Raw genomic sequence first — 25,583 nt, forward strand, 5'->3', positions numbered from 1 at the left:
CCGCAAAATTATGCCAATTATACGCAAAGGCTTCGTTAAATGATGGCCGTCAAAGGTGCATCAGGTTAGGCAAAGCCTGGGTAAACGTAGTGCTGTCACGGATCATCTCAATTTTCTGCTGTGCTTCTTTCCGCTGTTTGTCCATTTGCAGGTGATGGTAAATGCGGTTCAGCACACCAAAGTTCAGGAGCACAAAAATTTTGAAGTCCAGCTTCAGCGCTGTTTCCATGGCATACTCCCCTGCCCTGATGGCTTTGTTGTACTCGTTTTCGCGTGAATAGATATCTGCCGCTATTATTTTCTGCAGGGTTTCCACATGCCGGCCATTGAAAAAATCGGTGGAAAAGTGTTTTAATACGAAGTCAACATGCCGGTTGATGCGTTTGGCGGTATCTATTTCATTTAACGCCAGGTGCGCCTGCGCCTTCCAGCAGAGCATCATCAGGCGGAAGGGGTCTGTGCGGTTAAACAGGAAAGAACGGTGTTCCTTAAACAGCCTGTTGCTGAAATCAACCAGGTGCTGATGGTCTCCCAGCAGCAGGAAGATGAAGCTGATGGCGCGGAACACGGCTTCATCCGCCACGGAAATTGTTTTTTGCTTCGGGAAGGTCCAGCAGAGAGCAAAGTGGTAGATCTTTTCCTTGCTGGCCTCGTCCGTCACGCCAAACTTCAGGTATTCGTAAATAAAATAATACGCCTCATAAGGGGTTACCCGCATATCCCGGATGGTATCATCTGCCGCGCATATTTTCCGGATGTTGGACAGCTCTATTTCACACTGCTCCGCATCTAGCTGCATGAGCGCCATAATGTAGAGATTGGAGCGGATCTTCAGCTTGTCTTCTGTAGATTCCGCCAGGCTCAGCAAGGCTTGCAGCAGTTTTCTCTTCTTGAAGTGAACAAAATCGTCGCTGATGAAAGTGCTGATAGGGTTTTTTCTGAAATAGCCGGCGGGAAACACTTGTGCAAAGCGGGGATTGCCTTCCTGCTGGTAGTGCAGTACGAGGTATTCCAGCAGGTGCGCTTTTTCAGGGGTGGCCAGCGGAAGGGTGAAAACGCTTTGTATGCCCGCTGTTTGCTCATGCGTGATGGCATAGCGCAGCAGCCACTTGAATACGTACATGCGGAAGGGTGATTGGGGAAAATCTCCCAGCACGCCCGAAAGCAGGGCGTTGTTGACTTCCTGGCCGTGCGCCTGTATATAATGCATGGCGGTAAAGTATTCCAGCAGGAAGTTATGGGCAAAGCGCACCTTTACATTGAACATGATCTCCTGGCTGAGGTTTTCTTCTACCAGGATGTTGTCTGCCAACAGTTCCCGGTATGCGGGAAACAGCTCCGGGTTTTGCTTCAGCAGCGCCGCCTTGTCTGCATACAGACCCGCCCTGCCCATGTCAAGCAGTTGCAGCAGCTTTTCTATGATGCTTACTTTAAAGGCGTTATTGGGGGAGCTGAAGAGCCTGTTCTGTATGAAATGTGAAATGATCTCGAAAAGGCTCAGGTTTTCGTCAACAAAGGTCTGGCCCCCTGCGCTGTTCAGCTGGCTGAACAGCTGGAGATAATATGGGTGCCGCAGTTTTTGCAGGAAACTATCGGAAAAAAGCCGAACAGTTTCCGGTTCAAAGTCGGCATTGTACAATACGCTTTTTGCTTCCTGTTCCGTCAGCATGGGAATATTGGTGCTGGTGTCATCATCCATTTCAGCGCCCAGGAACCAGAAGCGCCGGAATGCCGGTGATTGCTGGGATTGCTGGAACACCTCACTCCAGGTACTGGAACGGATGGAAAGGATCACCTTTATCCACGGGTGCTGATCATTAGAGTATACAAAGTCTTCCAGCTTGCTGTACAGCAGCTTCAGTTTGTCTGCTCCCATGGCAATTTCATCAAACCCGTCTATGATCAGTACCAGGCGCCCGCTTTTTTCTTCCGGGTGCGCGCTGAAGTATTCCCTGAAGTTGTCTCCGTTGCCAAGGTTGAGCTGGTTGTCAAGCCAGGAAGACAGGGAAAATCCTTTCAGCAGCAGGCTGCCGGCCGCATGGGCGTTGATGAACCAGCAGATGTCTTGCGGGTGAACGGCATTTTTGCCGAACCAGTAATGTTCTGCTGCGTGTACCAGGGCCAGTGATTTGCCCCAGCCTGCAGGCGCAATGAATACCGTAGCGGCATACTGGCTTTCCAGGAAACGGTCAATGTGAGAAAGGCAGTACTGACGTGGGGCGGTATGTTCAAAGGGAATGCCGCTGCGGTTTTTCAGGGTGAGCATGGTGTACTGGGATACCGCGTTGGCTTTCTTTTTCACCTCTCCCCACCGCGAGAGGTCTGCCTGTTGCCGTGGGCGGAACGCTTTTTTGTAGTAGTGGGCCTGGAAGTCGTCCCAGTCTTTGTACCGGCAATACTGGGCCAGTGTGTTCAATGTGTAACGTGAAAAGCTGTGCTGGGTAACTGCAAAGCCAAACACCCGTTTTAATGTGGTTTCACTAACAAGTTTGCCGGTGTGGTTAAGAATGGCCTGGGCAAGCAGTTTACATTGATTCGGTTGAAGATTGTCAACACCAAATTGTCTGAGCACCTCTGACTGTAAGGTGTTAATAAAATCGTAGGACAGGTCGATCATAAGGGTACAATTAATGGATCACAGTGATATAGGACCAAAATGAATAAATACGTAGTACAATGAACGAATGGATTTCAGGTTTTAAAAATGAACAAAATGAACAGGATACATACAAATGAATGACCATGTTTACATTTTTGATTATAAGGAAATTAATAAGATAAAATTGACAAAAAAATTTTTTGTGCGTCTCCCGTGCAAAATATCATAAGTAGGATGCCTAACAGCTTGAGATGGAGTGAATAAGGGTGAGACGAAATAATGGATTTTACAGGAAACTGACAATGCTGGCGGCTTTCGGCGTACGGTACAATTAATCAACACTTTTGTTCTGTTTGCCAGAAAATGAACAGGCAATTTTTAAAATGAACAGAATGGCAAATGCAGGAGGGAATGAATAGGAATGGCCTTTCGTTTCCTGTTACAGGCCAGTTAAATTCGCTGTGAAGAATGCATAACAACCAAAGAAAGTATCCTATCAAAAACATCAACTGAACTGTTAGCTATGGAAGCTTTTTGACAGATATTCTTTCTACAATTCATAACCCTATGCAGAAAATCAAAAGGACAGTTTTTGTTGGAACCATATCCTGTTCATGTGCAGGTGTGATCCCCATAAGCTTATACCATCAATAAAACTTTTTCATTCTTACCCAAACCATTGTATATGAGTCTTAATGTTACTCCTGGGAACTTATTGCGTCTCCTCTGTATCTTTGCGGCCGCGTTGCTCCAGCTTTTGCCGCCGCAGGATGCGCACGCAGCATCACCACAATACTGGTGGTATCCCGCTCACCATGAAAGCAACGCCGGGCAAACAAACCCGCTGCAGCCTTCCTCACAATTTTTTGCCGCGCCAATTATGACGCGCGGAACGTCTTCAAGCCCGGTTACTTTATCCGGCGTATGTTTGCTGTGTTCATTGTCTAGTCCGGGAGCTTCCTGGGACAATGATCCCAACACCGCCACCACCATTAACATGGGGGTGGGCGTGGTAGCCACTTTTGGCCAGCGCATTACCCTGCCGGCCACCTACGAGGCGGGAGACAGCATCCTGGTTGATTTTGAGGTGCCTGATGCAACGCTCAGCCTCGATGTACTGAACGCCATTACGGTAACGCTCCGCATGAATAACGGCGCCGCAGTTACCACGGCAAGCCTGGGCAGCCTGGCCAACCTGCGGTTGCTGGGCGCCGGAGTTGGTTCTACCGGCAAAAGAAGGGCGGCTATTGCGGCCACCGGCGCTTTCAATACTGTAGACGTTACGCAGGGGTCAGTATTAAGTGCATTAGGCGGATTACATATATACGACGTGCGTGCTGTGGTGCCCGTAGTGGTAACACCTTCCCCGGCAGTTACGCCTTATGGCTCTGCGGCCACCCTCAACGCATCTATTCGCGGTACAAGCCCTGTTTTTAACTGGTATGCTTCCCCCACCGGCGGCTCTCCGGTATTTACCGGGCCGGCTTTCACTACGCCCGCGCTTACCAGCAGCACCACTTATTATGTGGAAGCGGTAGACGGTGGTATAACCAGCCCTGACAGGAAAGCGGTAGATGTAAACCTGGGCGGCGGCCCCGGGCCCTTGTGGACATACGGAGACCGGCAGCAAAGCCCCATCGTGTCTGGCCTGGCTTGTCTGGCCTGCGCCGTAACAGATCCTCTCAATGCATCTGACGGTAACCCCGCCACCTCGTCTCTCATCAGCATGGGAGTAGGTGCGGCAGGCAGTGTTGGCCAGCTCATCAAATTCCCCGGCACCTATCAGGCAGGAGACAGTATTGCTATAGACCTGGAGCTACCCAACCAGGCACTCAACCTTTCAGCATTGAGCGGCATTACCCTGCAAACCTATAACGGTGACGTGCCGAATCCCAATCCTGTCAGCCTGAACAGCTCACTGGTACGGTTGCAGGCCCTGGGCCTGGGTATAGGCAGCACCGGCAAGTTCCGGGTAACCATACCTGCAGATGCAGGTTTTGATGGCGTAAGCATCAGCACCGGTGCGGTACTGGCAGCACTTGGCGGTCTTCGCGTATATGAGGCCGCCGCATTTATGCCGGTAGCTGTTACGCCGCCGGCACCCGTTATTACCAATGGAAGTACTGCCAGCATGACGGCCTCCGTAAGAGCGCCCGGTGCAACCTACACCTGGTATGACACTCCCACTGGTGGTACCCCGCTGGGTACAGACGCCGTTTTTACAACATCTCCGCTTAGCAGAAGTAAAACATATTATGTAGAAGCTGCCACGCCAGACGGTAAAACCAGCTTTGTCAGAACAGCCGTGCCTGTAACCGTGAGTGGCGGCCCTGGCCCGTTATGGACGTACGGAGACCGGCAGCAAAGCCCTGTTATTACACCGCTTTGCGTGGGTTGTACGGTTACAAATGGAAATGCTGCCGTAGATGGCGATACCACTACTGCATCTACCGCATCTATTACTATTGGTGCGCTGGGTGCTGTAGGGCAGCGCATTACTTTCCCCGGCACCTACCAGGCAGGGGACAGTATTTCCTTTACGCTCGGCGTGCCCGCACAATTGCTCAGTGCAGACGTGCTCTCCGGTATCAGGGTGCAAACCTACAATGGAGACACGCCAAACGGAGATACCAGGGCGCTTAACAACGCATTGGCCAACCTGCAGTTGCTAGGGCTTGACCCCACCGGCAGTGTAGGGAAATTCCGTGTAACGATTCCCGTTAACACCACTTTTGACGGGGTGCAGGTAGACCTTACGGGAGCTGTATCAGCTCTTTCCAATCTTAATATTTATGAAGCAGCGGCCTTCATCCCCGTGTCTGTTACACCAAACAATCCCTCTGTGCCCTTCGGCAGCAATACCACGCTCACAGCGTCTATCCGCGTGCCGGATGCCACATTCAACTGGTATACAACACCCACCGGCGGCACACCCGTTGCCACCGGGGAAACATTTAACACGCCCATACTGGTACAGGGCACAACATATTATGTAGAGGCTTCCACCCCTGACGGGCTGACGAGCTACATCCGCACGGCCGTGCCCGTAGCGGTAACGGTAGGCCCTAACAGCCCCAACCTGGATTGCGGCGCCGGTGCTTCGCAAACCAACGGTACAACAGGACTTTGTGTATTGTGCCAGGTGAATGAGCCCACGCTGGCTATAGACCAGAACCCGCAAACCGCTACTAATCTGCATGTGCCGGTGGGCTTGCTGGGCGCAGCAGCGTACCAGCGTATTGCATTTGCCAATGAAAGCGCTCCGGGAGACAGCCTCCGTGTAGTGGTAGGCGCTACCACCGGCTTGCTCAATCTGCAGCTGCTGGGTAATGTTACCATCCGTCCCCGCAACAATGGCGTGGAATCAGGCGATGACGTGCGCGCCCTCAATAGCGGCTTGTTAAGCCTGCAACTGCTGGATGGCGGCACCCGCGCTGCCATTACTTATGCGCCTGCCGCTGTGTTTGACGAAGTGGAAATAAATGTAGGCGGTATAGCTACGGCGCTTACACAAATAGATGTATACTACGCTCAACAGATCACTGCCCGCGCTGCCCTGGCAGCAGACACCGTGAATGTATGTACCGGCCAGGCGGCCACGCTCACCGCCAATGCACCGGCGGGAGCTACTTTCAACTGGTACGATGCGCCCACCGGCGGTACACTGCTGCACACCGGCGCTACTTACACCACCGGCCCCGTTACTGCAGATGCCGTGTATTATGCGGAAGCAGTTTCTGCCGGTTCACAATGTAAAAGTGAAGTGCGTACGCCGGCGTTCGTGAAAGTAGGCCTGGCCGCTGTAACGGTTACAGCATCGTCTGTTACCATCGGCAAAGGGCAAACGGCTACCTTCAATGTAAATACGCCAGACCCTGCGCTCACATATAACTGGTACGGCACGCCCACCGGCGGTACGCCGCTGTTCTCCGGGCCCAGCTTCACCACGCCGCCGCTGGATGCTACCACCACTTACTACGTGGAAGCTACTACTTCAACCGGCTGCGCCAGCGCACAACGTGTGCAGGTGATTGCCAATGTACTGGTAGATAATCCTGACGTACCCTGCGATTACGCCAATACACAAACCAGTGCTGCCAATGGTCTTTGCATAGGATGCTATGTAGAAAATCAGCCGTCTGCCGTTGACGCAAGCACCACTACCTTCTCCAGCATGCACGTAATAGCGGGCTTGCTGGGCGGTTATGTTCAGCAAACGCTCATTTTCCCCTCACCATCAGATGCCGGGGACAGTGTTCGGCTGCTGGTATCATTCCCTTCCTCCCTGGCAGACTTAGGGCTGTTGGGCGCCATACAAATAGCCACATATAATGGTACTGCATATAATAATGACCGTACGGCCTTTAACAGTGCCATATTGCACCTGCAGCTCCTGCCAGGCAACCAGCAGGCCATGCTGACCTTTGCTCCGGCCGCCGTGTTCGACAGGGTGGAAGTGCGTATGAACTCTGGTGTGGCCACCGCGCTGAGCGCGCTTAACATCCATTATGCGCAGCGTTTCGTGCCAGTGCCTGTATTGCAACCTGATTCCGTTACCACCTGCGCAGGCGGCACGGCCTCTCTGAGCGTTGCGCCAAGGGCCAATACCACCTTCCGCTGGTACAGCACGCCCACGGGCGGTACGCCGCTCTTCACCGGTGCTACCTTCGAGTCAGGGCCGGTTACAACAGATACGGCGTTTTATGTAGAGGCAGTGAAAACTTCTATAGGCTGCGCCAACCCTGTAAGGGCGCGGGCGGTAGTAACACTGGGTGCTGCACCTGCCGCTCCCACTGTAGATAACAACTCCGTGGCCACCTGTAGCGGTACAAGCGCAGTATTGAAGGCCACAGGCCCGGTTGGTGCTACCTTCCGCTGGTACAGCACGCCCACCGGCGGCACGGCGCTCTTTACGGGAGATACCTTTACCACACCGGTACTTGACAGCTCCGCGGTGTATTATGCGGAAGCAATTTCTTCAGGCGGTTGCGCCAGTGCTACCCGCACTGCCGTGCAGGTAAACATTGCGGCAAAACCCGTAATACCGGTGATTACACCGTCCGAGGCCATCATCTGCGCAGGTTCTACTGCCACCCTCACGGCCAGTTCTACCACGCCCGGCGCTGTGTTCAACTGGTATTCAAGTGCGGCTATGGACAACCTGGTATTTACTGGCCCGGTGTTCGTAACCCCGGCATTGACCGCCAGTACGAGCTACTATGTGGTGGCAGCCAACGGGCAGTGTGCCAGCGCAGCAGCCATTGTGAACGTAACGGTGAACACCACGCCGCTACAACCCACCATTAGCATTTCACCAGCAGGCGGTACAATTGAATACGGCCAAACCGCTACGCTCACGGCATCTTCTGCCACGCCGGGCGCCATCTATAAATGGTACCTGAGCGCCACCGGCGGTACGCCTGAGTTTACCGGCGCAACGTTTACTACGCCACAACTGGCGGCTACTACCAAATATTACGTGGAAGCAGCCAATCCATCAGGCTGCGCAAGCGCCCGCACGGAAGTAACTGTGGTGGTACAACGCAACATCCTTCCTTCGTGCGATATGCCTACCAGGCAAACCAACGGCGTAGACGGCCTTTGCGTACTTTGTGGCGTTCTTGATCCGTTGTTTGCTGTTGACAATGATACCACTACTTTCTCCACCCTGCGGTTAACTGTGGGCTTGCTTGGGGTTTCCGCATATCAAAGGCTTGACTTTGAAACGCCTGCAGCTGCAGGAGATAGTGTAAGGATCCGTCTGCGTGCACCGGTAGGTTTGCTGGATGCACAGGTAGGTTCAGCTATTGAGATCACTTCCTACAACGGTACCGTTTCTAATAATGATACTAAAACGCTGGACGCCGCCGGCCTGCGGATAGACCTGTTGGGCGGCGGAACAGAGGGCATCGTGTACTTTGTGCCTGGTGCTGATTATACGCAGATTGAAATACGTGCAAAGAGCGGTATTGCTTCAGCGCTTACCGGTGTAGACGTCTTCTACGCCTCCCGTGCGTTGGCGCCGCCCGCTGTAACGGCAGACAATGCCATTGTATGCGCCGGCTCTTCCGCTACGTTGACGGCAACAGGTTCTGCCAGTGGCACCATCAGGTGGTACACAACGCCAGTAGGCGGTACGCCTGAATTTACCGGCAATGTCTTTACCACACCGGCGCTGACGGCAACTACCACTTATTACGCAGAGATCACGCGTACGTCTACCGGTTGTGCCAACCCTGTTCGTACCCCGGCTACTTTGCAGGTGCGCCCTGTTCCGGACGCGCCGCAGATACTGAAGGGAGACACTGCAATCTGCGTAGGCAACACCGCTATTCTCATAGCGCACGCCGTAGATCCAACGCACACTATTCGCTGGTTTACAACAGCCTCAGGTGGTACACCGGTATCTACAGACAGCGTGTTCACAACGGGCCCGTTAACGGCCAATATCACTTACTACGCAGAAGCATATAACGGCACCTGTGGTAACGTTAGCCGCGTACCGGTGAACGTAACTGTAACCACAGCGCCGGCAGATCCTGTGGCAGAGTCAAACAATGTAACGGTTTGTACCGGTGCGCCCGCCACGCTGCGTGCTACTTCTTCCACACCGGGAGCCATCATCCGCTGGTACACTGTACAATCTGGTGGTACGCCGGTATTTACAGGCAACGAGTTCATCACCCCGGCCATCAACGCCACCACGCTGTATTATGCAGAAGCAGTAAGCAGCGGCGGCGGATGTCCCAACGGCGGCGGCCGTGTGCTGGTTACGGTTAATGCCGATGCTACACCGTCTGTGCCGGTTGTGGCAGACAATGTTAAAACTTCCTGCGCTAACCAGGCTGTTACCTTTACGGTGCAGAGTCCGGTTGCAGGCATTACCTATCACTGGTACGATGCGGCTACCGGCGGCACTCTGCTGCATACCGGCGCCAGCTATACCACTGCGCCCCTTACTGCAAATGCAACATTTTATGTAGAGGCGGCAGGTGCAGGCAATTGCACCAGCACTACACGCGGTACTGCAACTGTAACGGTGGTGCCCGGGCTTGACGCGCCAACGGTAGAATCCGCCAATGTAACCGTTTGCCGTGGTTCACAGGCTACGTTGAGCGTAACCAACCCGCTGCCTGGCGTTACCTATAACTGGTACAACACACCTGGCGGTACCATTCTGTTCAGCGGTGCAACGTTCGTAACCGGGGTGCAGGTGGCAAATAGCAGCTACTATGTAGAAGCCGTGAGCAGCAGCGGTTGCCGCAGTAATACGCTTACCCAGGTAACCATACAGGTAACAGACGCTCCGTTGCTGCCCGTAATAGCAGGCAATACCACTATATGTGAAGGGGTTACTGCCAACCTGTTTATACAAAACCCGCAGCCAGGCCTTACCTACAGCTGGTACGATGCGGCCACTGGCGGCAACAAGCTGGCAGAAGGCGCAACGTTTGCACCTGCCGGCCTTACCACCACCACTATTTTCTATGCAGAGGCCGTGAGCGGCAACTGTACCAGCGCCGGCAGGACCAGCGTGACCGTAGTGGTGAACCCGGCCCCGGGTGCGGTAACGGTAGACGCTACCAGCAAAACTGTATGCATCGGTAACTCGGCCACGCTCAGGGTAGTAAACCCCATGGCCGGCATCAGCTACCGCTGGTATGACGTGGCCACCGGCGGCACGCCGCTGGCAACTACTGCGGACTTTATAACGCCGGTACTGACAACTGATAAGAACTATTATGTAGCGGCAGTGAATGCAAATGGCTGCTCCGGCATCAGCCGCACACAGGTAAGCGTAACCGTTACCAACGGCCCCGCTGTGCCGGTAGCCCCGGCTGAAATAACCGTGTGCAGGGGGCTGCGCCCGACGGTAAGGGTCACTAATGCACGTGCGGACCTGCAATACCGCTGGTACGATGCGCCGATTAACGGCACACTGCTCTTCATTGGCGAAGCGTACACCACCGCCAGCCCGCTGAATACAAAAGATACCGTGTATGTGGAAGCAACACTGCCTGGCGGTACCTGCGCCAGCAACGGCCGTGCACAGGTGATACTGATTGCGGCAGACGCTCCGGCCACACCGGTGCTGGCTAATGGCGGCGCTGTAACAGTGTGCTCCGGCACAACAGCCACCTTCAATGTACAGAACCCGCTGCCCAACGTAACGTACCGCTGGTATGATGCGGCCGGCAACCTGCTGCAAGACAATGCTTCCGGCAGCTACACCACCGGTCAGTTAACGGCAGACATGGAAGTGTTTGTAGAAGCTGTAATTGGTGGCGGATGCGCCAGTGCAGGCAAGGCCAGGGCTCTTGCAACTGTAGGCGGCGTACCGCAGGCTCCGGCGGTAACGGCCAACGCAAATACGGTTTGTCCTGACAGCACTGCCACCCTCACGGCATCGTCTACACAAGCCGGTGTTGAGTTCAAATGGTACACCTCGGCCACCGGCGGCACGCCTGTATTCACCGGGCCGGTATTCACAACACCGGGTCTCACGGCAGCTACCACTTACTATGTTGAAGCCGCCTACAGCGGGGGATGCGCGAGCGCTACCCGCACGGCCATCACCATCAACGTATATGCTCCGCTGCCGGCGCCTGCAGTAACGGTAGCTTCCAGAACTGCCACCTCCATCACCTTCCAGTGGAACGCCGTAGCCGGCGTACTGGGCTACAGGGTGTCTACAGACGGTGGCACAACATTCACGCAGCCCAGCTCCGGCCTCACAGGTACCACGCATACTGTAAGCAACCTACAGCCGAACCAGACAGTTACCCTCCTGGTAATGTCTGTAGGCGCCAGCGAATGCGCCAATAGCTCATGGTTCCAGGGCGGCGGTGGAACGGAAAACCCGGCGGGTAACACCATATTCGTACCGAATGCCTTTACACCGAACAATGATGGGGTGAATGACATCCTCTACGTATACGGTACCACCATCAATACGATGGAGATCAGAGTATACAATCAGTGGGGACAACTGGTGTTTGAATCAAGAGACAAAGCGCGTGGATGGGATGGCACTATGAGTGGTAAACAGCAGCCCATAGGCGTTTACACCTACGCATTGCGAGCCACCCTGCAAGATGGAACTACTGTACAGAAACGGGGAACAATTACTATTGTAAGATAGCCCCGGACGCAATAGGCAAGCACACTCAAAAAAGGCCGGAGTGAAGACCAGCGCTTCATTCCGGCCCATTCAAAACCCAAAAAGAACTTCTCATGAAACATAAAATTCTTATCACCCTGCTGGCCATCAGCACCTTTTTTACGGGTACGGCGCATGCACAGGTTGATCCGCATTTTTCCCAGTATTATGCCTATCCGCTGTGGCTGAACCCGGCTATGGCAGGGGTGATAGATGGTGATTACCGGCTTACCGGCAACTATCGTAACCAATGGGCCAACTTTGGCTCTCCCTATTCCACTGCCGGCGTATCTTTTGACGCGCCCACGCAAAAGAACCTGGGCCTGGGCATTACGGCATTGAATATGTCTGCGGGTGAGGCCGGGTTCAACTACTTTAATGCAATGGCCACCGTGTCTTACAGTGGTGTGAAAATGGGCAGGAACGGCACCACCCGCCTGGTGGCCGGAGTACAAGCCGGTGTCATCAACCGCCGGGTAGACCAGTCAAAGTTCCAGCTGGGCACTCAGTACAACCCTGTAATGGGCTTTGATCCCAACATCCCCTCCGGCGAAACGTTGCGAGCCACATCATCTACCGTATTTGATGCCAATGCCGGCCTGATGCTATTTGACGGCAACCCTAATCACCAGTTCAACCCTTTTATAGGCATAGCAGGCGCCCACCTCACCCAGCCCGAAGACCCTTTTGTAGCAGATGATACCGAGGCGCGCAAGCTGCCCGTTCGCTACCTGGTACACGGTGGCTCCCGCATCCGCCTTACTGACATCATCGGAATTACACCGCACGGCCTTTACATGCGCCAGGGTAACGCGGAAGAGATTGTAGCGGGCGTATACGGTCAGCTGAAGGTGAATGAAGAATGTGACCTGCTGCTGGGCGCCAATTACAGGATAAATGATGCGGTATCCCCTTTTGCCGGCGTTCACTATAAGAACTTTACGCTGGGCCTGAGCTACGATGCCAATACCTCCAACCTCCGGCGTCTGGCCAGCGGCAGCAATGCATTCGAAATATCGCTGTCTTTCATTGGCCGCAAACGCCGGATTATGCAGCCGGAATATTTTATCTGCCCCAGGTTATAAAAGCTCCAGTAATATCAAACAGAACTTATGAAAAAAGCTACACTCATATTGTTGTTGATTGCAGGATGCTCGCTGAACGCCCTGCAGGCACAATTGATATACGACTATAAACGCACGGCGGATACCTATTTTGAACAGAAGGATTATTATTCCGCGGCGCAGTACTACAACAAGGCACTTACCACCTTTACCGTAAAGCCCGGCGAGTACCGGCCTTACCAGCTGGATAAAGACGGCAAGAGCAAACAGAAAAAGCTGAAGGACTATGAGCAGGTGGTGTACCGCCTGGCCGAGTCTTACAGGATGTATTACGATTACAGCAACGCGGAGAAATGGTACGCGGAGGCCGTTAATTTTGATCCGGTACAGTTTCCCCTGGCCCGCTTCTGGTACGCCACCAGCATCCGCGCTAATGCCAAAACAGCGGCAGATTACGAAAGAGCCCTGGCACAATTCCAGCAGTTCAGACAAAGTTATAAAGGTACAGACGAGTACTCTAACCGGACCAGCCTGGAAATACAGAATTGCGAGTTTGCAGTGGAGGAAATGAAATATCCGCCCCGTTACGAAGTAGTGAAAGTAACCGGCAATATCAACCAGGGTGGCGCCAACTACGCACCGGTTCCCGTAAGCGGCAATACATTTTATTTTACCTCTTCACGGCCTGATTCCGTACTGCTGGAAAAGAAGGCCAATCCTTTTGTAAACACGCTGTATGTGGCAAGAGGCGGCCCCAACAATTTTGAAAGCAACGAGAAACTGTCCATCCCCATGGAAAAAGGCATGGAACAAGGCGCTGCAGCCATTACGCCGGATGGCAATACGATGTACATCACCCGGTGGACGAAAAAGGACGGCGCAAAACAATCTTCCATTTACCGCAGCACACGCAACGGCAGCACCTGGTCAGAACCGCAGCCGCTGGAAGCCGGCATTAACGCGCCGGGCTACAATTCCAAGGAACCATATGTTACGTCTGACGGCAAATATTTTCTTTTTGTATCTGACAGGCCCGGTGGCAAGGGCAAGTTTGACATCTGGTACAGCACCATAGGGGCCGGCGGCGCGCTCAGCGCCCCCAGCAACATGGGCAACACCATCAACACCATTGAGGAAGAAAGCGCCCCGTTCTATGACCCTGTGAAACAGGTGCTGGTGTTCAGCACCAGTGGAAGAACGGGCTTTGGCGGACTGGATTTTTTCAGCAGCAAGGGTGATTTTACGCGCTGGGCCGTACCGGAAAACATGGGTTATCCCCTCAACTCCGCAAAAGATGACCTGTATTTTGCATCGCTGGTTTCCGGCAACGCCTTGCAGAAGGGATTCATCAGCTCAGACAGGGAATCTGTATGCTGCCTGGAGATATTTGCTGTGAAGCGCAAGGCTAAAATGGCCGGAGGCCTGGTATTGGACTGCGATGGCAACAAGCCGCTGGAAGGCGCCAAAATCACCCTGCTTGACAGTACACAGCGCAACGTGCTGGAAACGCAAACCACAGGCCCTGGCGGCAACTACACCTTTGAGGTGGAAATGAACAAAAAATACAAGGTGCTGGTGGAAAAAGAAAACTACTTTTCCAAGAACCTCAACTTCACGTCAGAACAGCTCAGCATGGTAGATTCCATGATGAACCCCACCATTTGCCTGAAACGTTTTGAAATAGACAAGCCTATTGTGATCAATGATATTTTCTATGATTACAATAAAGCTTCGCTGCGTCCGGAATCCAAAGTGGTACTGGATTCCCTGTATTACCTGCTGCTGGACAACCCCAAAATGGAAATAGAACTGGGTGCGCATACAGACAGCAAGGGCACGGACGCCTATAACCTCAAATTGTCTAACGAGCGCGCCAAATCCTGCGTAGACTACCTGGTAGGCAAAGGCATTCCCCAAAACAGGGTGATCAGCAAGGGCTATGGAGAAAGCAGGCCTATTGCGCCCAACACACTGCCTAACGGGAAAGACAATCCTGAAGGCCGGCAATTGAATAGACGTACGGAATTTAAAGTATTAAAAAATTAGGAGCTGAACAGTTAACGCAGTAAAGATGTTCTTAGCGGGAATTCTTTCCCATCATGAACCATATCCTATTCATATACAATGATGGCCGGATGCTTTATCCGGCCATTCCTTTTTAACAAAGCCGGAAAATAAAAGGCTGCTCTGCGGTGCAGAACAGCCTTCTCCATCTATCAACTAAAAAAACTGTACGTTGGGACTATTGTGCATTTTTGCCGATACCGCCAATAGCAACCACACTGTCTACCGGGTTGGCGGGGTCAGCCTTGTGTTTGAAGCTAACACGCGCAAAGCCGTCATATTTCAGCAAGCTGTCGTAAGTGAATTTTTTCTTTACGGTTTCACTGATAACAATGCTGTCAATGCGGTCTATTTTAGCTTGTACAGCAGCACCGGTAGTTTGGCTTTTAATATTGCCCACGGCAAACACAGTGTCAAGAACATTGTGATCATTACCCTTGAAAATGGAAAAGTTGTAGGTAGTGTCTTTGGTGGATTTGTTGAGGTGAATGGTCAGGCGGAAAGTGCTGTCAGAGGTTTCCTGTGCAATCACTTTACCGGCTAAGGCGTTGGCTTTGTCTTTCAGCGTATATTCCTTGGAGCGGTATACTTTGTCCGGCTTCTCGTCTTTTGAGCAGGAGGCAATGGTAACGCCGGACACGGCAATAGCGATCAGGCCCAGTGTACGGGCTTGGTTTTTAAGCATAAGCATGATTTCCGTTTTAATAGCTTAGTTTAAAATAATTAGGTTAAGTGGTTGTACTTTTCGTTTGTGGTACATGTGTTAAACGGAGCTGGTTTTAAAAAGTTACAAACAGAACGCAGGTTTTTTTGAAAATGATACTGGTGATGGCAGGAAAATGCAGTGCGGTGCAGGGTTTCAGATAAAAATGTTTTTTGATGACCGTTATGTTGCGGATTGGTATAGTGGCCTTCCGGAAAGGGAATTGGAAGAAAATAAAGGTTTAGAAGCTAATTTGTTACATTTGCTGCGTTTTTTAAACCTTTAAATCAGCTCATTACATGTCTCTTACCGTAGTAGGTACCATGGCGTTTGACGATATCGAAACGCCCTTTGGTAAATCGGATAAAATCGTAGGCGGCTCCGCTTCATATATTGCCTGGGCAGCTTCCAACTTTATACAGCCTGTAAACCAGGTATCAGTAATAGGCGGGGACTTTCCCCAGGCGGAGCTGGATGCCCTGGTGAAAAGAGGCGTGGCCCTTGATGGTGTGCAGGTGAAAAAAGACGAGAAATCCTTTTACTGGGCGGGCAGATACCATCTGGACATGAACTCCCGGGATACCCTGGCTACAGAACTCAATGTATTGGCAGATTTTCAGCCGGTTATACCGGCCAGCTACCAGGGCAGCGAGTTCCTGATTCTCGGGAACCTCACGCCCCAGGTGCAGATGAGCGTTATCAACCAGATGAACCCGCGCCCCAAGCTCATTGTGATGGACACTATGAACTTCTGGATGGACGTGGCGCTGGAAGACCTGCTCAAAACCCTGAAAATGGTAGATGTGCTGATGGTGAATGATAGCGAGGCCCGCCAGCTTACAGGAGAATATTCCCTGGTAAAAGCGGCTAAAAAGGTGCTTACCATGGGCCCCCGTTTCCTCATTATCAAGAAAGGAGAGCATGGCGCGCTGCTGTTCCACGAAAACCATGTTTTCTTTGCGCCGGCGCTGCCGCTCGACGAAGTGTTTGACCCTACCGGCGCAGGAGATACCTTTGCCGGCGGTTTCATGGGCCACCTTGCCAAAACGAAAGACATCTCTTTCGAGAACATGAAAACGGCCATCATTGTAGGCTCTGCCATGGCTTCCTTCTGCGTGGAAAAATTTGGTGCCGCCCGCCTGCGCGAGATCACCAAAGAAGAGATCAGCGCCCGCCTGGAGCAGTTTGTACAGCTGGTGAATTTTGATATTGACCTGGTATAACAGCAATGATATGCATAAAAAGCGGTTGCCTTCACAACAGAGGGCAACCGCTTTTTTGTTTGTACAGGCGTTATTTAAATATGTCATTCAATACCTTGGCCAGCCTTACGCCGCCTTTCAGCAGCTGGCTGTTGAGGTCTTCCATAAAAAGGTAATTGTACCGGTAGCTCAGCTTCTCACCCGGCCGGGTGCGGTCATATATCTTGTCAGACAGCAGGTGGGATTCCCACATCCAGTCTGCCGGGCTGCCCGCCCGTATGGCTTTGGCCTGGGCCGGGGTCATTACCCGGTTGAGGAGCCCGGCATATTCCGTATAGCTGTACTGCTGGAAGTCTATCAGGTGCTCGTCCCACACCCTGTGCAGATTGGTGGGCCGTTCAAACCAGCTCACCTGTATTTTGTTGCCGCCCTGGTCTTCGTCCCGCCCTACATGCAACGGCATATGCATATCGCCTATCATATGTACCAGGAAGCTGAGCGCGAAACGTTTGCGGGCTTTGGGGGTGGCAGGGCTTTTCAGCTCTTTTATCATGGCCAGCGTCATGGTATAGAGGTTCTCTCCCGTGGAGGCGGCCATAATGCTGTCAAACGTAGCACGGCTGCAATGTCCCGGAAAATCCAGGTAATGCCAGGGGGAGGTATGTTTGTACTGGTCAGTAGTGTCCGACTTGATGAAATCGGGCCAGTTGGCTATCATGGCCAGCGTTTCATTACCTATAATGCCGCTGATGGCCTGGCGCGCCTTCTGGCTCAGGTGGAAGGACGCAATTTCTGCTACTACCCTGTGCCCGATAGGGCCCCAGGCTTTAACCGCGCTGGTGGTTCCCGTCAGCAGCAGCATTGCCAGTGCGGCCGCCCAAAAATGTTGTCTCATGAAACTGTTATTGTAGATATTTTAACGTCCGAATTTCGGTCATTCCCCGGTAAATACCGAAATTCGTTTCCCGATCAAAGAAATCCAGATAAAATTATGCCCTTCAAGCTGCACGCACCATATCAGCCCGCCGGCGACCAGCCGGAGGCCATCAGGCTTTTAACGCAAGGACTCCAGGACGGAGAAGCGGCGCAAACCCTGCTAGGGGTAACCGGCTCCGGAAAAACCTTCACCGTGGCCAATGTAATACAGAACGTACAGAAGCCCACCCTGGTGCTCACCCACAATAAAACCCTTGTAGCTCAGCTCTATGGCGAGTTCAAGCAGTTTTTCCCGGAAAACGCGGTGGAATACTTTGTAAGCTATTACGACTATTACCAGCCGGAAGCGTATATGCCGGTGAGCGATACCTATATAGAGAAAGACCTGGCCATCAATGAAGAGCTGGACAAACTGCGCCTCCGCGCCACCAGCAACCTGCTTTCCGGCCGGCGGGATATTATTGTGGTAGCCAGCGTTTCCTGTATTTACGGCATGGGTAACCCAACAGACTTCGAGAACGGCATTCTCCGTATCCATAAGGGTCTTACCATTGGCCGCAACACTCTGCTGCACGGCCTGGTAAATGCCCTCTACACCCGCACCACGGGAGATTTCAACCGCGGCAATTTCAGGGTGCAGGGAGATACTGTGGATATCAACCTGCCTTATGTGGACTATGGCTACCGTATTACCTTTTTCGGTGACGAAATAGAAGAAATAGAGAGTATAGACGTTACCAATGGCAAACGTATTGCCACGTTGGACAATGCGGCCGTATTCCCGGCCAACCTCTACCTGGCGCCCAAAGACCTAATGGTGCAGATATTGCACGAAATACAGGACGAACTGGCCGCACAGGTGGAATATTTTAAGAGCCAGGGCAAGCTTATTGAAGCACAACGCCTTTCTGAAAGGGTGAATTACGATATTGAAATGATCCGTGAGCTGGGCTATTGCAGCGGTATTGAAAACTATTCCCGCTTTCTTGACCGTCGGAACCCCGGCACCAGGCCATTCTGCCTGCTGGACTATTTCCCGAAAGATTTTCTGCTGGTGATAGACGAAAGCCATGTTACCATTCCCCAGGTAAGCGGCATGTACGGAGGAGACCGCTCCCGCAAGCTCACCCTGGTAGACTTCGGCTTCAGGCTTCCTTCCGCGCTCGATAACCGCCCGCTGAATTTCCATGAATTTGAAAACCTGCTTAACCAGACCATCTTTGTAAGCGCTACCCCCGGAGAATATGAGCTGAAACAGACGGAGGGGGTGGTAGTAGAGCAGATTGTTCGCCCCACGGGCCTGCTGGACCCACCAATAGAGGTACGGCCCAGTAAGAACCAGGTTGATGACCTGCTGGATGAAATAGATAAACGCGTATTGAAGGGAGACCGCGTGCTGGTAACCACCCTCACCAAGCGCATGGCGGAGGAAATGGACAAATACCTGCATCGCATCAACATTAAGAGCCGTTATATCCACTCCGAGGTAGACACTCTGGAGCGGGTGGAAATACTGCGTGACCTGCGCCTGGGCAATATAGACGTGCTGGTAGGCGTAAACCTGCTGAGGGAAGGACTTGACTTGCCTGAAGTGTCTCTGGTGGCCATTTTGGACGCAGACAAGGAAGGATTTTTGAGGGATGAGCGCTCTCTTACGCAAACGGCAGGGCGCGCGGCCAGGAACGTAGACGGGCTGGTGATCTTTTATGCAGACAAGGTGACGGACAGCATGCAGCGTACCATGGACGAAACGGCCCGCCGCCGGGAAAAGCAGCAGAAATACAATGAGGCGCACGGTATTACGCCCAAAACGGTACGGAAATCCAAAGAGCAGATACTGGGTCAAACCTCGGTGCTGGAAATCCGGCATTTTGACGACAGCTCACCCTATGCAGTACATGATGAAATGGCGCTGGTAGCGGATGAAGGCGTAGCTTTCAACCAGAACACCATTACCAGCATTCCGCAAATGGAGAAAACCATACAGCGCGTGCGCAAGGAAATGGAAAAGGCGGCAAAAGACCTCGATTTTATGGAAGCAGCCCGCCTGCGGGACCAGATGTTTGCCATGCAGCAGGAATTGGAGAATATGAAACGGAAATAGGTCTTTAAAACAGAAATATTACATAGAATTTATTTTAATATCAATGAGGGGATAACGTTGTTTTCACACAAACAGCATTATCTCCTTTAATGTTTAAATCCTTTGTAGTCAATTGTTTCAACCGATTTCTGCATTTTTACTGTGATAAACTGTTCTCTTAAAATTAGAATTTCGTAATTCATGTCCGAAGTGACTTTTAACTATTTGATATACAAATGATTGAAGCCAAAAAATAACAGTATTTAGCACTATTGTACCTCACAAAAACAAACATTATATTATTAATAAATAATATTTGATTGCGCTCAGCCCCTCCTGAAACCCCATTTTTTCAAAAATTTCCAATTTTTGCCTCTTCTATTTGACGTTTTAAATCTCGTGCCTACTTTTATTTCGAAATTTAAAATGAAACGCTATGAAGAAAATTTCATTTCAGGACTATCTGCCTTTTATTTTTTTGACTGCCATTGCATTAATTGGCATATTTCTACCTACAATTCCCACATTTGCTGACGCCAGCAAATATAATGTTGCAGATATCGCCTGGATTTTGGTGGCTGCTTCACTGGTGTTTTTAATGACACCCGGTCTTTCCTTTTTCTATGGAGGTATGGTAAACCGCAAAAATGTGATCTCTACCATGATGCAGAGCTTTATTGCTACCGGCCTGATCAGCATTATCTGGGTGGTAGTAGGGTTTAGCCTTGCATTTGGCGAGTCAAAAGGAGGTCTCATTGGTGACCCCACCACTTATTTTTTCTTTAACGGAGTAGCTTCCGGCCAGCCCTGGGGTACTATCCCCCTGATGTTGTTTGCCCTCTTCCAGTTAAAATTTGCCGTAATTACACCGGCGCTGGTAGTTGGGGCCGTAGCTGAACGTATCCGTTTCACTTCTTATGTATTGTTCATGGTACTGTTCAGCCTGTTGGTGTATGCGCCCATTGCGCACTGGACCTGGCATGCAGACGGTATCCTCTTCAAACTGGGTGTGCTGGACTTTGCTGGTGGCACCGTAGTGCATATCTCTGCCGGTTGCGCAGCTCTGGCAGGCGCCCTGGTGTTAAAACGCCGCAAGGCGCATATTGCCAAACAGGAGCTACAGCCTGCCAACATTCCTTTTGTACTGATCGGTACCGGCCTGCTCTGGTTCGGCTGGTTCGGTTTTAACGCCGGTTCCTCCCTGGGCGCCAATGCGCTGGCCGTAACTGCTTTTGCCGCTACCAACACCGCAACTGCCGCCGCCGGCCTTTCCTGGATATTCTTTGATGTGATCCGCGGCAGAAAGCCTTCAGTGCTCGGTTTCTGTATAGGCGCTGTAGTTGGCCTGGTGGCCATCACCCCCGCTGCAGGTTATGTTGGCGTACCGCAGAGCCTTTTCATTGGTTTTGTTGCGGCCATCGTTTCCAATATAGTGGTTCACTATAAAAACAAGTCTTCTGTAGATGATACCCTCGATGTATTCCCCTGCCATGGTGTAGGCGGTATGACGGGTATGCTGCTTACCGGCGTGTTTGCTTCTGCTGCCGTGAACCCCGCTATTTCTGAAAGCGGCTGGGCATATGGCAACTTCAACCTGTTCAAGAACCAGTTCCTGGGCCTGCTGCTGGTAGTAAGCTACAGCTTTGTGGTATCCTGGGCCATCTTCAAGTTCATCAACTTCATTCATCCGCTGCGTGTAACGGAAGAAGAAGAAGAGCTTGGCCTGGACGTTACACAGCACAACGAAATTTACCACCCCACCAATCTCAGCGTGAACGGCCACGGCAAACTGGCAGACGAAGAGGTGGGTGTGCAGCAGTCCTGATAATTCCCTGTCATCTTATCAACCAGTCAAATATCAATATCTAGTTAGTTCTATTGTTTGATCCGGATACATTGTTTACCACCACGGCTTCAACAGCCGTGGTGGTGGGCAGTCCGGCCGGCTCATGCCTTTACTCAGCACCTCAACAACCAGCGGCCTTATCATTTTTATAACCAGTTCAAACCAAATCTCCCGTATAATGAAAAAAAGTTTATTCGCGCTTCTGGCTGTATGCTCTGCTATGTCTGTCTCTGCACAGGATTCAACCCGCCTGCTTCCGGTAGGCTTCAAACTATCCGGATCTGCTGACGTGTATTACAAGTATAACCTCAATGAAAATGATACGGACGGGAAAACCAGCTTCACCAATTCCCACAATTCTTTTGAGCTGAACATGCTTTCACTCAAGCTGGAAAGCTCTTTCAAAAATGTGGGCATGGTGGCAGACATCGGTTTTGGTAAAAGGGCAGAAGATTTTTCTTATAATGACGAAAACACCCGGCTGGCCATCAAACAATTATTTGTTACATATGCGCCCACAGACTGGTTGAAATTCACTTTCGGCAGCTACGGTACCCATGTGGGTTATGAGCTGGTGGATGCGTATGCCAACAGGAACTATAGCATGTCTTATATGTTTTCCTACGGGCCGTTTTTCCATACCGGTGTAAAAGCAGATTTAACTTTCGGATCGCACAGCTTCATGGCCGGAGTGTTCAATCCGACTGATTTCAAGTCTGCCACCTGGGGTGGGATCAAGTTTGTAGGTGCACAATACGGTTTTGCCCCGGCTGAAGTACCGTTCAAGTTTTACCTGAACTACATTGGCGGCCGCGATACTTTCCAGACCCGTAATGACCAGCTGGACGCAGTAATTACCTACCAGGTGGCCCCCAAGTTTGGCCTGGGTTACAATGGCACGGTGAGCATGTACAAAAATAAACCTGCCGACACCAAAGGCAACTGGTTCGGCTCCGCCCTGTATCTGAATTATGACCCGGTAGAGAGCTTTGGCCTCACGCTGCGCGGTGAGTACCTGTCTGATAAAGACGGCCTGAAATTTTACTCGCTGGCGGAATACCCGCAGGGCGGCAGCGTAGTGGCGCTTACCCTTTCCGGTCAGTACAAAATAGGTGGCTTTACCCTCATTCCGGAAGTACGGCTGGATATGGCTTCTGAAGATGCATTCATGAAAAAGGCAGAAACGCCCAAGAGCAATTCAGCCAATGTATTACTGGCCGCCATTTACAAATTCTAAATCTAAACGCTGGCTCATATAAGAAGGTTTAACCAAACCATTATGCTGAGGGGCCGGTTATTTTAGCCGGCCTCTAATTGACCGCTCCGGTTTGCCTGGGAAAAAAACTTCCGGCAAACCGGAGTTTTTGTATCTTTTTGCCCCAAAAGGGGCAAAATATATGCTACAACGTTCCACATTAAAATTCCTGAAAGACCTCCGGCTGCATAACAACAAAGCCTGGTTTGATGATAACAGGGCCCAGTATCATCAGGCAAAAGAGGACTTTGAGAGCCTGGTACAACAGATCATAGACGGCCTTGCAAAAATAGACCCCGCCCTGGGAGGGCTGCAGGTGAAAGACTGTGTATTCCGTATATATAAAGATGTGCGTTTCTCGAAAGATAAAACGCCCTATAAAGCCAATATGGGCGCTTCTTTTTCAAGAGGAGGCAAAAAGAGCCCTTATGCAGGCTATTATTTTCACCTGGAGCCCGGTGGCAGCAGCTTTGCGGGTGGCGGCATCTGGATGCCTGAAGCGCCCGTGCTGAAAAAGATACGGCAGGAAATAGATTACAATTTCCCTGAATTTGAAAGTATAATAGGGCAGAAAGAATTTATACGCCTCTTCGGCAAGGTAAACGGCGATTCCCTGAAAACGGTGCCGCAGGGGTATCATGAAGATAATCCGGCCATAGCCTATATTAAATTGAAAAGCCTGATCGTTAGCCACCATGTATCTGATGACGCGGCCATACAACCTACTATTGTAAGGGACATACTGCGTACGTTTGCTACCATGCAGCCCTTTGTCAACTTCCTCAACAACGCCTTGCACGAGTAATATACCCTTGCTGCACTAGTTACCGGAAGGTACTTGTTTACAAGTGCTGCCGGCAACTAGCATTTCTTCCGGCACCGTTGCCGGCGAATAAGGGAAAACAGTAAATCAATTTTTGTGTATCAAAAACTCAAACGGGCGGGATTTACGGTTTTTCAAGAGATTTTCTTTGTCTGTACGCGTTTGTGCAAAACGTTGATTGTATACGTTCGCTACTTCAATGATAGGCATAATTCCATCGAGGGTGTCTTTCTGATCAACAATGTTCATGATCCGGGAGACCTGTGAGGAAAAATTCGTGCTCCACTCTTCGGTAAACTTGTGCATTAACAGAAGTTCACGGTTAGTGTTGGTTTTCATAGGATAAGGGTGTTTAATTTGATAGTTTAGTAGTTGTCATGCAAAAAAGAGATAAAGAATTTATTAGCATAGGATTGTAATTCAAAGTTGAAGTTTATCCACCACATATCAATACTACTTCTGTGTAGTTTTTATTACTAGTTATTAACAGTTTCTCACGCTAAGAAAAAATAGTAGCCCGCAGGCACTTTGGCAGTAGCTCTTTACAGATTATTCGTATATCCCGCCACGTAATTTTTGCCGGGGAAGTGAATTTACATTTCTTTTTTACAAATTCCAAATGTGCAATTGTGTAATTCATTGAGAATAAAGGAAGCATAACACCCTTTACCGGGAAAGCCATGCCGGTGGGTTTAATAATCGGTTGAAAGTAGCCGCAGGTAAGTGATTGAGATGCAATGGGATATTAAAGAACAGAAAAAGGGCCGAAGCGTGTTGCAACAATCTCCGGCCCTTTGAAATAAATTTTTATAATGGATTTATAACCAGTTTTTTTGCTGCAGGTATTCCGCAATTTGTACCGCGTTGGTAGCAGCGCCTTTGCGTAAATTGTCTGCCACAATCCAGAGGTTAAGTGTGTTAGGCTGTGTTTCATCACGGCGGATGCGGCCCACAAAAACCTCGTCTTTATCATGCGCATCTTTTGGCATGGGGTAGCTTGCCTTTGCGGGTTCATCTACCACTATCACGCCCGGCGTGGCCGCCAGTAACCGGCGCACTTCATCCAGATCAAAATCTTTTTCAAACTCTATGTTCACGCTTTCACTATGCCCGCCCATTACGGGGATACGTACGGTTGTTGCAGTTACTTTTATGCGCTCGTCACCCATGATCTTCACCGTTTCTTTTACCATCTTCATTTCTTCTTTGGTATAGCCGTTATCAAGGAACACATCTATCTGCGGTATTACGTTAAGATCAATTTCGTGTGCATAGGCTTTCTCACCGGCGATGCCCTGGCGCTCGTTCATCAGCTGTGTAACGGCCTTTACACCGGTACCGGTTACAGACTGGTAGGTAGATACCACCACACGGCGGATGCCGTATTGCTTATGCAAGGGGTCCAGCACCAATACCATTTGAATGGTGGAGCAGTTGGGGTTGGCAATAATTTTGTCTTCCGGCGTCAGGGCGGAGGCGTTCACTTCCGGTACTACCAGTTTTTTACCGGGATCCATACGCCAGGCGGAAGAGTTATCAATCACTGTAATACCGGCCGCGGCAAATTTGGGCGCCCACTCCAGCGAAGTGCTGCCGCCCGCAGAAAAAATTGCGACGTTCGGTTTCATGCTGATAGCCGTATCTGCGCTCACCACCTTGTACTGCTTGCCCTTATATTCCACTTCCTTGCCTACAGACTTTTCGGAAGCTACGGGTATCAGTTCTGTTACCGGGAAATTTCTTTCCGCCAATACTTGCAACATTTTGGAGCCTACCAGTCCGGTTGCTCCTACTACGGCTACTTTCATTTTACATATGTGTTTTTAAGAGGCCCCAAAATTAATACAG

Annotated in this window: 13 protein-coding genes; 8 read left to right on the forward strand and 5 right to left on the reverse strand. The window is 51.1% G+C overall.

Going from position 1 to position 25,583, the window contains the following annotated elements; all coding sequences use genetic code 11:
* Positions 1-49: 49 nt before the first annotated feature.
* Entirely contained in the window at positions 50-2,617 is a 2,568-nt protein-coding gene (locus ABDW36_RS04545) for a hypothetical protein (protein WP_343700688.1), read from the reverse strand.
* A 667-nt stretch (positions 2,618-3,284) separates the two neighbouring features.
* Between ABDW36_RS04545 and ABDW36_RS04550 the strand changes: the two genes are divergently transcribed.
* From ABDW36_RS04550 to ABDW36_RS04560, 3 genes are all read left to right on the forward strand, one after another.
* A complete protein-coding gene (locus ABDW36_RS04550; protein WP_343700689.1) occupies positions 3,285-11,741 on the forward strand; it encodes a gliding motility-associated C-terminal domain-containing protein in 8,457 nt (2,818 codons plus the stop codon).
* Between the two features lie 92 nt (positions 11,742-11,833).
* Positions 11,834-12,844 (forward strand): PorP/SprF family type IX secretion system membrane protein, encoded by a 1,011-nt coding sequence (locus tag ABDW36_RS04555; RefSeq protein ID WP_343700690.1) that lies wholly within the window; start codon positions 11,834-11,836, stop codon positions 12,842-12,844.
* A 27-nt stretch (positions 12,845-12,871) separates the two neighbouring features.
* A complete protein-coding gene (locus tag ABDW36_RS04560) occupies positions 12,872-14,869 on the forward strand; it encodes an OmpA family protein (protein ID WP_343700691.1) in 1,998 nt (665 codons plus the stop codon).
* Positions 14,870-15,065: 196 nt separating this feature from the next.
* Here ABDW36_RS04560 and ABDW36_RS04565 read toward each other — a convergent pair whose 3' ends face one another.
* Positions 15,066-15,572, reverse strand: a complete 507-nt coding sequence (locus ABDW36_RS04565; protein ID WP_343700692.1) for a hypothetical protein — start codon at positions 15,570-15,572, stop codon at positions 15,066-15,068.
* Between the two features lie 317 nt (positions 15,573-15,889).
* Between ABDW36_RS04565 and ABDW36_RS04570 the strand changes: the two genes are divergently transcribed.
* Positions 15,890-16,813, forward strand: coding sequence for a PfkB family carbohydrate kinase (locus ABDW36_RS04570; RefSeq protein ID WP_119077536.1), 924 nt, complete (start codon positions 15,890-15,892; stop codon positions 16,811-16,813).
* 70 nt (positions 16,814-16,883) lie between these two features.
* Here the strand turns inward: ABDW36_RS04570 and ABDW36_RS04575 are convergent, their stop codons facing one another.
* Positions 16,884-17,687, reverse strand: a complete 804-nt coding sequence (locus tag ABDW36_RS04575) for a S1/P1 nuclease (protein ID WP_343700693.1) — start codon at positions 17,685-17,687, stop codon at positions 16,884-16,886.
* Positions 17,688-17,783: 96 nt separating this feature from the next.
* Here ABDW36_RS04575 and uvrB point away from each other — a divergent pair, with 96 nt between their 5' ends.
* The 4 genes from uvrB (at position 17,784) to ABDW36_RS04595 (ending at position 23,717) form a co-directional block, all read left to right on the forward strand.
* Positions 17,784-19,832: an excinuclease ABC subunit UvrB gene (gene uvrB / locus ABDW36_RS04580; RefSeq protein WP_343700694.1), complete on the forward strand. Its 2,049-nt coding sequence runs from the start codon at positions 17,784-17,786 to the stop codon at positions 19,830-19,832.
* Between the two features lie 415 nt (positions 19,833-20,247).
* Positions 20,248-21,636, forward strand: coding sequence for an ammonium transporter (locus tag ABDW36_RS04585; protein ID WP_343700695.1), 1,389 nt, complete (start codon positions 20,248-20,250; stop codon positions 21,634-21,636).
* Positions 21,637-21,835: 199 nt separating this feature from the next.
* Positions 21,836-22,894 carry a porin gene (locus tag ABDW36_RS04590; RefSeq protein WP_343700696.1) on the forward strand — a complete coding sequence of 353 codons (1,059 nt, stop codon included), beginning with the start codon at positions 21,836-21,838 and terminating at the stop codon, positions 22,892-22,894.
* A 160-nt stretch (positions 22,895-23,054) separates the two neighbouring features.
* The gene (locus ABDW36_RS04595; protein ID WP_343700697.1) at positions 23,055-23,717 is read left to right on the forward strand and encodes a DUF2461 domain-containing protein; all 663 of its coding nucleotides are present in this window, start codon (positions 23,055-23,057) and stop codon (positions 23,715-23,717) included.
* 105 nt (positions 23,718-23,822) lie between these two features.
* Here ABDW36_RS04595 and ABDW36_RS04600 read toward each other — a convergent pair whose 3' ends face one another.
* Together ABDW36_RS04600 and ABDW36_RS04605 are read right to left on the reverse strand one after the other, a co-directional pair.
* Positions 23,823-24,074, reverse strand: a complete 252-nt coding sequence (locus tag ABDW36_RS04600; RefSeq protein WP_119077531.1) for a hypothetical protein — start codon at positions 24,072-24,074, stop codon at positions 23,823-23,825.
* 479 nt (positions 24,075-24,553) lie between these two features.
* Positions 24,554-25,543 carry an aspartate-semialdehyde dehydrogenase gene (locus ABDW36_RS04605; protein ID WP_343700698.1) on the reverse strand — a complete coding sequence of 330 codons (990 nt, stop codon included), beginning with the start codon at positions 25,541-25,543 and terminating at the stop codon, positions 24,554-24,556.
* Positions 25,544-25,583: the final 40 nt, after the last annotated feature.

Origin of the sequence: Chitinophaga sp. (assembly GCF_039596455.1) — a bacterium.
Taxonomy (GTDB): Bacteria; Bacteroidota; Bacteroidia; order Chitinophagales; family Chitinophagaceae; genus Chitinophaga.